A 13,637-nucleotide genomic window follows, 5' to 3' on the forward strand; every position below is an offset into this window, starting at 1 on the left:
AGCTGCCCTGGCTCTTTGTCAAGAGCTGGTTCATTGCAGAATAACCACTATAAAATCATGCAAAAACGAACCACATAATTTCAATCGGAAGTTTCCATTACATTTAAAACCAAAATTACACCCCACTGCTGCAATTTATTTGCAGCGATGAATCAGTCGATAATTTTTAGAACAGCTTAACATAAGAAGACAAATGGGAATGATCAATTCTCAGTTACGCTTTTGTCTTTTTTGAACTTAAAGTAAAAGCTACCGCTCTCGGTATAATAATAAGTTTCTTTTTCTTTATTATAAGCTATGGGTGCACCGAGAGATTTCAATATATCAATATAGCCAAAGATAGTTCGCACTGATAGGTGTAATTTTTTTGCCAGGCTATCAGGGTTGCCGGTTGCCTTAAGTCGAATTAAATAATCAAGATGTTCAAGGCGGTTAAAATGGTGTCTTGCCATAAGAAGCCATAAGGTTTAGAATTACTAATAATTCAATAATTCCTTGTAAGGAAACATTTATGCTTAAATCTTTTTATGATTTATGTTATAAACCGTTTTGAGCAGGAGGTTGCTTCAGCAACAAGGCATAAGTGATATTGACCGTGGTCCAATTTGATCTCACCTGATGGATCAATGTGATTCGATTTAGTAGCAGATGTGGGTTAGTTGCTTCTTTCAGAAGCCAATCAATTTTCAACATGGCAATGTTTAATTAAGGGTTAAGATATTCGATTAATCTATCTAAAGGTAAAAAGGTTTTAGTAGAAACAATACACTAAAGATGTTAATTTGATAAGTGTGCAGATTTGAAGTAAAACCGTGTAGATTTTGGATATAAGTGTGAATTGCACGTTTAAATAATACCTAAATTAACCTAATTAAAGGTATTTAATACATTTATTAACCTCAATTATCAACCAGGCAATAAAAATAAGCTCCAGCGGGCATTGCAGGCATTTATCATAGCACAAAAAAATATCTTATTTCGGGTGTTTGGGGATTATTGATCTTTAAATTCTTTTGTCTAACATATCAGGCTGCCATTATAAAAATGTCAGAAATGATCTCACCTGCACGTTAGTATTATAAATATAAAAAGCTCATAAAATTAACTCGCTTCTATCTGCTGCAAGTTATTTGCAGTGCTGGATAGTAATTTTGAATTCAGCTTTTCAAACAATCAACAATACTTAAGTAACAAGAAGTCGTGAATAAGATTTGCGCCTGTCACTGTGCAGGGCAGGCAACGTTTTGCACATTAATGAAAAGAACAGGCAACTTTTTACCCAACAAAGTGAACGTAGGATATAAGATAGTGATTGCAGCATAACTGCATGCGTAAGAAACTTTCTGTTATAAAAACAGCACGATAATTAAACCCAATTTAGAAAAAACAACAAGGTTATTTTTATGGAATTAACCATTCTAATGCCATGCCTTAATGAAGAAGAAACGATCAAAGCGTGTGTATTGAAGGCACAACATGCACTGAAAGCAAATAAAATAGATGGTGAAATTTTGATTGCAGACAATGGCAGCATTGACTGTTCGCCCACAATAGCAAAAAGCCTGGGAGCACGGGTGATTCATGTAGTTGAAAAAGGTTATGGTAAAGCTTTACGTGCAGGCATTGAACAGGCAAAAGGCAAATATGTAATTATGGGTGATAGTGATGATAGTTATGACTTTACTGACATTCTTCCTTTTGTTAACAGGCTGCGCGACGGCTACGACCTGGTTATGGGTAACAGGTTTAAGGGTGGGATTGAAAAGAATGCCATGCCCTTTCTTCACAAGTACCTCGGCAATCCAGTATTATCTTTTATCGGCAGGCTTTTTTTTAAAACAAGCATTGGTGATTTTCATTGCGGGTTAAGAGGGTTTAATCGCAGCTCAATTTTAGACATAGGATTATGTTCTTCCGGGATGGAGTTTGCTTCGGAAATGATCGTAAAGTCTTCATTAAATAACTTAAAGATCTCGGAGGTTCCCATAAAACTATATCCCGATGGCAGATCTAAACGTTCCCACTTAAGAACATGGCGCGACGGCTGGCGGCATTTACGGTTCCTCTTATTGTTTAGTCCAAAATGGTTATTCTTATATCCCGGTCTTGTGTTTATGATGATTGGCATGCTTACTACCGCAGTGCTTTTTCAGGGACCTGTAAAAATCGGGGCTGTGCAGTTTGATATTCATACCATGCTTTATTCTGCCATAACAATAGTGATAGGCTTTCAGTTGGTAACACTTTACTTTTTAGCAAGGATCTTCGCCATAAAATCCGGACTTGATAATAACAATGAATGGCTTAAAAAATTCAACAGATACTTTTCCTTAGAAAAAGGTTTAGGTACCGGAGTATTTGTTCTATTATCAGGAGTTATTTTATCGGTATATAGTTTCAGTATATGGAACAGGCATTTATTTGGAAATCTTAACCCTTTGCACGTTTTGCGTTTTGTTATTCCGGCTGTTGCCTGCCTGTTACTGGGAATTCAAATAATCTTCAACAGTTTTTTCACCAGTATACTGCATCTCAAAGTAAAACAGTAAAGTTACACGAGTAAGAAACGGGTTTAAATTTATCACTTCTATTCACCGAAGTCTGATCGGCTTCTACGCTATTCAATAAGGCTGTATTTTTTATGACAACAAGGTCCGTATCAAATAAAATTTTAAAGTTTGTTCTTTTAACAATTACTGTATGTACCGCATGTACGCAGCCCGGCAAAAAAAATGATTTTCACAGTTGGTCACCAACACCTCCTATGGGCTGGGACAGTTGGGATTGCTATGGTCCAACCGTTACAGAAGCAGAAGTAAAAGCCAATGCGGATTATATGGCCACCCATTTAAAGTCGTTCGGATGGGAATATATCGTGGTAGACATCCGGTGGTATGTTGGGAACGATAAAGCACATGGATATAACGAAAAAAATCCCGAATATTCAATCGACTGCTACGGCAGATTTCTGCCTGCTGTAAACAGGTTTCCGTCTGCGGCGGATGGCAGGGGATTTCAACCGCTGGCTGATTATCTCCATAAAAAAGGGCTGAAGTTTGGTATTCAGATTATGCGTGGTATACCGGTAGAAGCAGTAAAACGAAACCTTCCCATTAAAGGTACACAACTCACCGCCAATGACATTTATACACCAGACGATCAATGCCGTTGGCTGCATGATATGTACACCATTGTTCCCGACAAAGCGGGCGCCCAGGAATATTATAATTCCATTTTTGAATTGTACGCTTCCTGGGGAGTTGATTTAATTAAGGTCGATGATCTAACAGCGCCTGTTTATTTTTCCGGCGAAGTAGAAATGATCAGAAAGGCCATTGAGAAAACAGGCCGCAAAATTGTGTTAAGCACTTCACCAGGTGAAACCCCGCTTAATTATGCAGCGCATGTGCAGCAACATGCCAATACATGGCGCACTTTAAACGATTTCTGGGATACATGGCCGAAATTAAAAGAACACTTTGAAATATTTGAGCTATGGAACAAATGGCGTTCATACGGAGCATATCCTGATGGCGACATACTGCCACTGGGTCGAATAGGCATCCGTGCTGAAATAGGGGACCCAAGAATGACCAATTTCACCAAAGATGAACAATACACATTGATGACGCTTTGGAGCATATTTAAATCGCCATTGATGTTTGGAGGTAACCTTCCGGATAATGATCCGTTTACAGATTCGCTAATTACCAACAAGAACGTATTGTATGTGTTGAATAAAAGCGTCAATAACCGGCCGCTTTTCCGAAATGAAAAGCAGGCTGCCTGGATAGCGGAAGACCCCGCCAATGGTAATAAATTTTTGGCCGTATTCAACATTGACGACCTGGATGAAATGATGGAAAGTAAAGCAATATGGAAAAGCAACGTAATCAACAGGCAACGGCAATCCCAAACACTCGATATAAAAATCAATGGTGATAAAAAACTGTTTCTGGCCGTTTCAGGGATAGAGAATATTGAAGCTGACCATGGAGACTGGATAAATCCCATATTATATAGGGGAAATGATTCCATTTCATTAACTACGCTTACCTGGAAGAAGGCTACTACAGGATGGGGGAAGCCGGGTGTTAACAAATCAACATCAGGCGGCGACTTAATAGTCGAGGGCAAAAAATACATTTCGGGCCTTGGGGTACACGCCAATTCGATAATTGAATATAACCTTCCTGAAGGAGTAACCCGATTTACAGCCATGACAGGTCTTGATAAAGGAGCCGCCGATCAGAACATCGGCGCTACCATTAAGTTTATGATCTTTACGCAGAATCCTTCAGGTCCGGTGCCACCCGCTTCAGCAATCATTGATATAGATCTGGCGACGTTGGGCTTGCAGCAATGTAACATCCAGGATTTATGGACCGATAAGCAATTAGGGTTGTTTAAGGATACATTTTCTGTTAGCATAAGAAAACATGGTGCAGGTTTATACAGACTTACCAGCGTGAAAAAATAACAGATGTTGTTAAAGCATAGTGGTGTTTGAGTATTGTTCAGCCAGAGCAAACCACCCAATACAAGATAAAGACCTGCCTCTTATCTTTGTTACCATGTACATAATTGGCACAATCTTCATCCGGCCCGCATCCCTTTCAGCCTTTCGGTTAGTTACCCTGTATTTAACAATACACTTATACCTTTCGGCAGGTTTTATATATTCCCAAAGCCCCACAACCCGGGCTAATTATGCCTGCGTAGAGAAAAACGGGAAATTCGGTTTGATTGACACTACCGGGGCTATTATCATTCCTGTTTGCCACGACGGGTTCATCACGGCTTATAACGACAGTACTTTCTCTGTAAATGGAGACAGTGCAATAGTGATAACTGCCCGGTCGCAGCAGTATGCAGCATTTTCGCTGAAGCTGGATGGAAACTGGTTTCTTCAAACAAATACCAACGTATGGGTGATTGGCTTTTATGACAAGCTCGTTTATTTCAAAAATGATTTCTGGCAATACAAAGTGGTTACAAAAAAGGAGAATGATCTACAAATCCTGCTACAAAAAGGGAAGAAGAGCTTTCTATTGCCTGTAACCATTAACAGCGATAGTACTATAAAAGTCACGCACAATGCTACGGCCCTTTTACTAACTAATAAGCGACGCAGGATGGCTGCAGAAGAAGTGCTACCGCCCTCAAAAGAAATCAAAGACACCGCTTTTATAAAGGGTTATGTTGACCACCGGCAATTAACCAGCTTGAAGCTTATGGAATTCAGGGTGAGTAATTTAATATTAGGTAATACGACGGTTCAGAATGCCACGGTTGATGAAAACGGACAATTCAATCTTCGCCTGCCACTTCAATTCCCTTCTTCTTTGGTAATTATTGAGTTTGGTGGAGTGTTTGAGTATGTATTCATGCGCCCGGGCGACACCGCCATCGTTTATATAGATATTTTACCATATCAAAATGCAAAGTCAGCAGATGAAATACGCAATATCAATTGCAACATGGCGATAGCCGGAACCAGAGGCGCATTTAACAATGAATACAGGGACTACAGATTGTATGTAAAAAGACCGGATGATTATAAGGAGCAAGCTAAAATGATCCGGGAAAGTGATCAAAATACATACAAAGAGTATGAGCTTACCAAAAAGCAATTCTCTGATTCTTTGGTCGCAGCATACCGCGCACAATTCACCATGAGCAACCTTTTATGGCAAACTATTAAAGAAACAAATAAGTATCATCTTGCCAATTCGCTATATCGATACCGGTGGCTGCACAAGCCGGATAAAGAAGTGAGTCTTTCTGCAGGGTATCTTAACCTGGTTTATTCATTTACTGCAGATGATAATTATGCCCATTTGGCCGGATTTGAGTTTGATGGTTTTATAAGAGAAGTGATAAACAAGGCTGTCAATGAACACCTCACAAACAGGAAAGAGATAGACAGTTTTATTACTATCAATTCATCGTTGAAAAAAGGATTGCAATATGTTCAGAAAAATGATAAATCATTGACCGAAGATCTGATAAAGAGCATTGAAAGTTTAAAAGAGTTTGGGCCAACCTTTGGGGCTTCTACGAGTGGTTTTTCGGTCAGGTTTTCGACAAAGGATTCCGCGGAAGCAATAAAGTTCATGCAACAATACGGCCATCTCATGAAATTTTTGGATAATAATGATTACTGGTATTATTATTATTCAGGAATGGAGTTGTTGTATGGTCTTTCCCGAATTGACTCCTTGTTCCCAAAAGGTATTTTTAGAAATTACTTATTAGGTCATTACCTGTATACCTGGTTTATTGAAAACAACCGGCTAAACCCTGATGAAGGTATTTTAAACAGGATAAAAATGATGTGCAGTGATTCTGGAACTTATGCCATCATTGCCAGGGAGATTTTTCGAACAAAACGACAATTGGAAGAAGAGAAATATGAGGACATGGTTTCATCCACTTGGTTACGTGAGAAGGAGACCGTAATCAATAAAATTGCCCGCGAAAACAAAGGCAAGGTAATATATATAGATATTTGGGCAACCTGGTGTGGACCCTGCATAGAACAATTTCCTTACAGTAAGGAGTTGCAAAAGCATTTTGAAGGAAAACCAGTTTCTTTTGTTTATTTATGCGCAGACTCTGAAAAAAGTAATTGGCAAAGCTCCATAAAAAGGTATGGCCTTTCCGGGCAACATTTTTTTGTGGATTCTGATGAAATTTCCAAGTTGCGGGCAAGATATAATTTCAGCGGTTATCCCCGATACATGATCATTAATAAAGAAGGAAGACTTGTTTCCAGCAATGCTTTGCGCCCTCAGATCAAGGAAGCACTTATATCAATAATTGAAGATCTGCTTAAGTAACCAGCAACGTAAAGGATGGACAATGGATCCTTCAGCCAGTATATGACACCATTGATACAAGAAGTTTCAATACATGGAAGGTAAGAAAGAACGGAAAGATCACCATGTGCGATACCACAGGAAAAATGTTAGCGCCCCTTCGCTTTAGCGATATAGGTTACCTGGATGGCAATTTCCTCGACGTAAGTCAGAACGGTAAATGGGGTATCTATAATTCAGGCACCGACAGTGTGGTTATTCCTATTCAATATGACGGCTTTGATCTTTGTGGCGGATGCAGCCATAGCGCCGATTATGTACTAGCCCATTATTTATTCCGCGCAAAAGTTGTCAATGTGTGAGCAAAATTGGTAAACATTACAGGCAAAGTAGTCAACTAAATTTTTATCACACCTTGCCTCGTCCTAAAAAAACTATACACTTTAAACTTAAAATGTATGGTAGAAAACGACAAGGAACAACAATTAATTGGGCGTTATAGCGCCACCGGCTTTTATGACAAACGATTCATATCCCAGGTTTTAGAAGAAATTCACAAGGGAATGCCCCACCAATTGGCATGTAAACAGTATAATGTCAAGCCAAGAACTTTAAGCAGATGGATGGAGCTAAATGAATTAGGGCTCACATCCAATGGGCTTAACAAGCCAGCGACTATTCAGTTTAAAAGATCTGTTGTACGTGCTGTTGAGAGTGGAAGTTTGAGTATTAAAGAAGCCCAACGCACCTATGGCATAGGATGCTCTCAAACGATCAAAAACTGGATTGAACAATTAAAGCAGGAAAATGACGATCTTGCCATTGTTTACGACAGCGAAATGAAGAAAAAGAAAGCATCCAGGAATAGTTCTACAGATGACAATCAAGATGTCAAAGCCTTACAACGGGCTCTAGAAGAAGCGCAGCTAAAAATAGCAGCCCTCAATACCCTCATTGATGTAGCAGAAGACCAGCTTAAAATCAATATCAGAAAAAAGCCTGGCGCCAAACAGTCCAACGATTAAAACAAGATTTTCCTAAAGCAGGAATAGGAAAGTTATGTCAACTGTTTGGCAAAACCCGTCATGCCTTCTATGACTATGGGTGGCGTGCCAGCCAACAAGGTCTGCAGGAGGATATTATTCTGTATTATATACATCAACAAAGGAAACTAGTACCTAACTTGGGAACCCGTAAGCTGCATCTCAATATTGCACCGCTATTGCAAGAACATGGAATTCAAATTGGCAGGGATTATCTTTTTGATTTACTACAACGCCACAAGCTACTCATACGGCGCCGTAAAAGAAAAGTAATCACCACTGATTCCCGTCACTGGATGCGCAAATACAGTAATCTTACTATTGATTTTCGTTGCGAACGATCAGAACAGTTATGGGTGAGTGACATTACCTATATCCGCATGGGTAATCAGTGGGGCTATCTAAGCCTTATTACAGACGCTTACTCCCGAAAGATTATGGGTTATTGCCTACGGATGGATCTGTCCACACAGGGATGCATCGATGCCTTAGAAATGGCCCTTGCCAACCGGCTTTACGCCAAACGGGCTCTTATCCATCATTCTGACAGGGGTTCACAATATTGTTCTGCTGATTATGTGCGCATACTAAAGGAAAATGAAATAGCTATCAGCATGACAGAAAATGGTGATCCTTATGAAAACGCCCTGGCTGAACGGGTTAATGGAATTCTTAAAACAGAGTTTAATCTTTACAGTTCATCCTCTGGTTTTGAACAAACCCGCGAGCTTGTAAAAAGCAGCATAACAGCCTATAACGAGCATAGGCCTCATAGTAGCTGCGATATGCTAACTCCAGCCCATGCTCATCTGAAACAAGGTGTTTTAACCAAAAGATGGAAGCAATACCCTAAAAAACGAGTTGACAGCAATCTGCAGTCTGAAAATGTAATGCAGAACTTGCAGCCTGTTGATGACAGGTAGTAACCAGTAAAAAGAGGCGGGGCGGCTCCCTTTTTAAGCCAGGCCCCGCCTCTTTTTGCGGATTAATAAAACCAATCCCTTATTTTTGAAAACTCAACCTGTAAAGTAACTTTAGGATTATCACTTGCCTATGTATAGCTTCTTCAGGACTATCAACTGCTTGTGTATAGTTACTTCAGGATTTTTTCTTCACATGTATAGCTATTTTAGGACGAGACACCTCTAATGTATTATGCCGCATTAGTAACTTACTATGACTCATCAATAGCTAACTTTGGACCAACCTGACTAAACTTTGGAGCATCTTTTCAAACTTTGGGGCAACTTTAATTAAATATGGGAAAGCCTTTACAACATTTACTAATAAGTTCATAACTATGGAGCATAAGTAATTAATTAATCATGTAAAGTCATTACTTACATGCACAAGTTATATACTTATGCCGCAATATTACGTACTGATGCTCCATAGTTGGTTATTGATGATCTATTTAAAAGAATTGATACAAAATAATCAGGAATCGATGCAAAATAATACGTCATTGATCATTCTTAATGAACGAGGGTTAATTCAGAGAATGGAGACAGCACAAGAATGCTACTCGATCGTGCCGGTAATAGACTGCTTCCGTAATATTACACTAATATTATGGAGGTGGAAGGTGATGGCAAAGCACCGGGTTATTCTCTGTTTTTAAAAATGATAAATACGGTTTGTATAATCGCCCGTCGCGGAAGCTCACGCCCCCGAAATATGATGATAATCCGACCCTCTGGCTTAATGAGTATATTATCATTGAACGCTCAGGCAGGGAAGGCGGAAGATGGGACGTTTATCATACCGCCTGTTTATGATGACATCCAGTCGAATGATATCAATCCATACGGAAATGTTGCTAATTTGGTTTTTCCCTTGCTATGCTATGACGGGAAGAACTGGAAGTATATAACCTTGTCTGGCAATGTCCTTCCTTTTACGGCCAGTAAAATTACACAGCCGTGATGCCTGTTCAATTAGCCGAGGATTGGCGTTCCAAATACAGGTCATTTTCCAACGAACCTGTGGTTTCATTCAATTTACTCTGGATGTACTTTTCATATCTTTTCATAGCAATCAACCTGCCGCGCAAATAGCTGTAAGAAATATCAGTAAAATTATTCCGGCTTACGTTGAGTCCGAAAAGTAATGGTTGCTGATTGTTTTGTTCCAGAAAATAGATATCCGTATTGGACAATTCCTGCTCATAATACTGGCAGCCTGAATGATATATGAAGAGCAACTCCCTACAATTCTTTAATTCATGTTTCCAGTATGCGATAGAATCATCTGGCTGAAATACAACAGATTTATAAAGAAGAGTAAAATATTCAATCAGCCCGATAAATTCCGGCTTCAGGTTTTTATAAAAGTATATTTCTTCTTCCCGATCCAAAAAATGGTTATTACTGGCCATTTCCTCTATGTTGAGCCAGGTTTTCATAACCAACCCAAACGCCCGCTCAATCCATTTTCCCTCGTCGGTTTCCAGTGTACCTTTCTCAATTTGCTGTTCAATTAATTTATAAACCTGGCTGCTTTCTGTTAATAGGGATGAGTATTTCATACATTTTTACTTAAGTATTTAAAAAAGAGGGTAAGTAAATACAAACCCTGGCATTAAATCATTCACAAAGGCGGATTTCAATTAAAAAGTATGATATCGGTCAACATCCCGGAAGCAAGTTTTCCTTATTCATACCACAGGCAATCGTCTGCAAAATACTTTAGCTGAAGGCTTCGGATGTTCTGATCCTGTTCTAAATGATTTCTAATTAATAAAAAGAGCTTATGCTCTTATAAAAGATTAATGTTCAATAAATAGTAGAATTAAAGTTTTTACCCGCAGCTTAAAGTATTTAGAAATTGTAATGTGGTCTTTCAAATTTGTTTCAAAATTGTACCCAATAAGTTGCTCAAAAAACTGTACATCCCATCTTGACTTCTTAAATTTATAATAGAAGAGGATGATCTGTTTGCTTTCCATATAGTGCCGGTATGATTACAATACGACCAATTATGAAGTGCTTGTCATCAATCGAACCGGGCAGCTTTGTTAAAGCCCGCCTGGTTTTATGGACCATTGTTTTGCTTGTATTTTTCGGGGCTTGTACCAGTGAACAGAAGCAGAGGTATTATACAATCGCGTTCTCGCAATGTGTAGAATCAGATGACTGGCGAAAAACCATGCTGCAGGAAATGAATCGCGAACTGGCTTTTCATCCCAATATAAATTTCCTTTACCGGCAAGCGGATGGTAACAGCCAGAAGCAGGTAGTGCAGGCGAACGAGTTGCTAAAGGAAGATCCTGATCTGTTTATCATCTCTCCCAACGAAGGCGAACCATTGACCCCCGTGGTTAAACAGGCTTTTCTTAAAGGTATCCCTGTAATAGTGGTTGACCGCAAAGTAGCCACGCCCCATTACACCGCTTATATAGGCAGCGACAATTATGAAATTGGCAAAACGGCCGGCCAGTATGCTGTGCATCTGCTCAAAGGCAAAGGAAAGATCATTGAAATTACCGGGTTGCCTAAATCGTCGCCTGCCATAGAACGACACAACGGATTTGCCGACGCTATCAAAAACTATCCTTCGCTACAGGTGATACAACAGATAAACGGCGAGTGGTTACCCGAAACGGCAAAAATTGAATTGTCGAAAATAGCAGCCCGTTATCCGGATGTAGACCTGGTATTTGCCCAAAATGATATGATGGCGCAAGCTGCTTACGAGGTATTTAAAAACATGGTGGGCATTAAACCGTACATCATTGGAGTGGATGGTTTGCCGAGCACCGGTTTGAAATTCGTTTCCGACAAAACAATAACTGCTACCATGCTTAACCCTACAGGGGGAGAGGAAATTATCAGTACAGCCGTAAAGATCCTTAATAAAGAAAATTTTCCCAGAGAAAATCTGATTCAAACTACGGTCATCGATTCAACCAACGTGCGCATTATGCAATTGCAGGTTGCGAAAGCTGCCAGTCAGCAATCACAAATTGAGCGGCAGGAAAACAGGCTGGAGGAACAAAAAAGGATCTATAACAACCAGCGCACATTTGTATACATACTGGTTTCATCGCTTTTTTTATCGCTTGTTTTAGGAGGCCTGGCATTTTACTCGCTGCAGCAATATCGCAAAATCAGTAAAAAGTTGCAGATACAAAACCAGGAAGTTCTTGAACAGCAGGCGCAATTGGTTCAAATGTCGGAAAAAGCAAAAGCTGCCAACGAGGCAAAAGTGAACTTTTTTACCAATATATCCCATGAATTCAGAACGCCTTTAACCCTGATCTTAGGACCACTGGAAGATCTGATGGCCAGTAACAAAAACCAGTACAACACCAGCCAAACCATTGGTTTAATTCAAAAGAATGTAATGCGACTATTGCGACTGGTGAACCAGCTAATGGATTTCAGAAAGATAGAGGTGGATAAAATGAAATTAAAAGCATCTGAAAACGATTTAATAGTTTTCGTTTCAGACATAATTCAATCGTATAAAAGCATTGCTCAAAAGAGAAATATTGATTTAAGGTTGATCACGAAAGAACCACATTTGAATATCTGGATGGATGTAACGATGCTGGACAAGGTTATTTTTAATTTGCTTTCCAATGCGTTCAAGTTTACCAGGGACAATGGCTATATACATGTTTATATCAGCAAAAACGAAAACAGTAACAATGCTGTTATAAAAGTTGAAGATAATGGGATGGGCATGTCGAAAGATGCTCTTGAACATGCATTTGATATATTTTACCAGGGTGAATATGAGAACTACAAAGGGTCGGGGCTTGGTTTGGCGTTGTCGAAAAATCTGATTGAACTGCATAAAGGTTCCATTACTGTAGCAAGTGAAAATTTAAAAGGTACTACATTCGAAATTCGCCTGCCGCTGGGCAGTGAACATCTTGCAAAAGACGAAAGAGTGAATTCATCGCCTGAGGCAATTAATTTAATCAGATACGAACATGAAAAGATATATACTGCTGATCTTACTACCGAACCAACCGTAAAGCCTGAAGTAGAATCAAGCCAAACAAAAAAAGAATATACGGTTTTGATCATCGAAGACAATGCAGATCTTCGGCAATTTCTGGCAAAAAAATTAAATACGCAATACGAAATACTGGAAGCAGATAACGGCCAAACGGCTTTGCAGCAGGCTTTCGATCATATTCCAGACCTGATCATTTGCGATGTGGTGATCCCTGGTAAAGATGGCCTGGCGCTAACCCGTATTATTAAAACCGATTTCCGTACTTCGCATATCCCTGTTGTTTTATTAACTGCCAAAACTTCGATAGAGCAGCAAATTGAAGGCATGAAAAATTGGGCAGACGCCTATGTTACAAAGCCTTTCAACACACTATTTCTCGATCAAACTATAAAAAGCCTGTTGACCAACCGCGCGCGGTTGAAAGAACATTTTACCGGTGAAACACCTGTTGCTTTAAATACACAAACAATAAGTAAACCCGACAGGAAGTTTGTTAGTGAATTTACAGCTTTGGTAGAAAGTAATTTGTCGAACGAAGATTTCAGCGTAGACAGCATTTGTAAGAACATGGGCATTTCAAGAGTTCAGTTGTATAAGAAGGTAAAGGCATTATTGAATATGAATGTTAATGATTATATTTTGAATACGAGATTGCAGAAGGCCAAATACCTTTTAAAGAATGAATCCTTTACTATTGCAGAGATAGCATCCAGAACAGGGTTCACCTCTCCGGCTTATTTCTCAACTGTCTTTAAAACAAAAGTGGGGGTAACACCGAAAGAATTCAGGGAGAAGTAAATTTTGA

The 13,637-nt window shown here is 39.4% G+C and carries 10 protein-coding genes; 8 read left to right on the plus strand and 2 right to left on the minus strand.

Annotated elements, in window-relative coordinates:
- Positions 1–203: 203 nt before the first annotated feature.
- A complete protein-coding gene (locus tag FAM09_RS03660; protein ID WP_136575711.1) occupies positions 204–452 on the minus strand; it encodes a helix-turn-helix domain-containing protein in 249 nt (82 codons plus the stop codon).
- 951 nt (positions 453–1,403) lie between these two features.
- Between FAM09_RS03660 and FAM09_RS03665 the strand changes: the two genes are divergently transcribed.
- From FAM09_RS03665 to FAM09_RS03695, 7 genes are all read left to right on the plus strand, one after another.
- Entirely contained in the window at positions 1,404–2,549 is a 1,146-nt protein-coding gene (locus FAM09_RS03665) for a glycosyltransferase family 2 protein (RefSeq protein WP_136575712.1), read from the plus strand.
- Between the two features lie 215 nt (positions 2,550–2,764).
- A complete protein-coding gene (locus tag FAM09_RS03670; protein ID WP_243751580.1) occupies positions 2,765–4,480 on the plus strand; it encodes an NPCBM/NEW2 domain-containing protein in 1,716 nt (571 codons plus the stop codon).
- A gap of 262 nt (positions 4,481–4,742) precedes the next feature.
- Positions 4,743–6,842, plus strand: a complete 2,100-nt coding sequence (locus tag FAM09_RS03675; RefSeq protein WP_166437016.1) for a TlpA family protein disulfide reductase — start codon at positions 4,743–4,745, stop codon at positions 6,840–6,842.
- A 104-nt stretch (positions 6,843–6,946) separates the two neighbouring features.
- Positions 6,947–7,183, plus strand: coding sequence for a WG repeat-containing protein (locus FAM09_RS03680; protein WP_136575715.1), 237 nt, complete (start codon positions 6,947–6,949; stop codon positions 7,181–7,183).
- 96 nt (positions 7,184–7,279) lie between these two features.
- Positions 7,280–7,846, plus strand: a complete 567-nt coding sequence (locus FAM09_RS03685; RefSeq protein WP_136575716.1) for a transposase — start codon at positions 7,280–7,282, stop codon at positions 7,844–7,846.
- A 41-nt stretch (positions 7,847–7,887) separates the two neighbouring features.
- A complete protein-coding gene (locus FAM09_RS03690; RefSeq protein ID WP_243751618.1) occupies positions 7,888–8,787 on the plus strand; it encodes an IS3 family transposase in 900 nt (299 codons plus the stop codon).
- 781 nt (positions 8,788–9,568) lie between these two features.
- Complete coding sequence (locus FAM09_RS03695) at positions 9,569–9,790, plus strand: hypothetical protein (RefSeq protein WP_136575718.1); 222 nt, start codon at positions 9,569–9,571, stop codon at positions 9,788–9,790.
- A 7-nt stretch (positions 9,791–9,797) separates the two neighbouring features.
- Here FAM09_RS03695 and FAM09_RS03700 read toward each other — a convergent pair whose 3' ends face one another.
- On the minus strand, positions 9,798–10,391 hold the full coding sequence (locus FAM09_RS03700; RefSeq protein WP_136575719.1) for an RteC domain-containing protein: 594 nt from the start codon (positions 10,389–10,391) through the stop codon (positions 9,798–9,800).
- A gap of 461 nt (positions 10,392–10,852) precedes the next feature.
- Between FAM09_RS03700 and FAM09_RS03705 the strand changes: the two genes are divergently transcribed.
- On the plus strand, positions 10,853–13,630 hold the full coding sequence (locus tag FAM09_RS03705; RefSeq protein WP_243751581.1) for a hybrid sensor histidine kinase/response regulator transcription factor: 2,778 nt from the start codon (positions 10,853–10,855) through the stop codon (positions 13,628–13,630).
- Positions 13,631–13,637: the final 7 nt, after the last annotated feature.

This window comes from Niastella caeni (assembly GCF_004834005.1).
Classification (GTDB): Bacteria; Bacteroidota; Bacteroidia; order Chitinophagales; family Chitinophagaceae; genus Niastella; species Niastella caeni.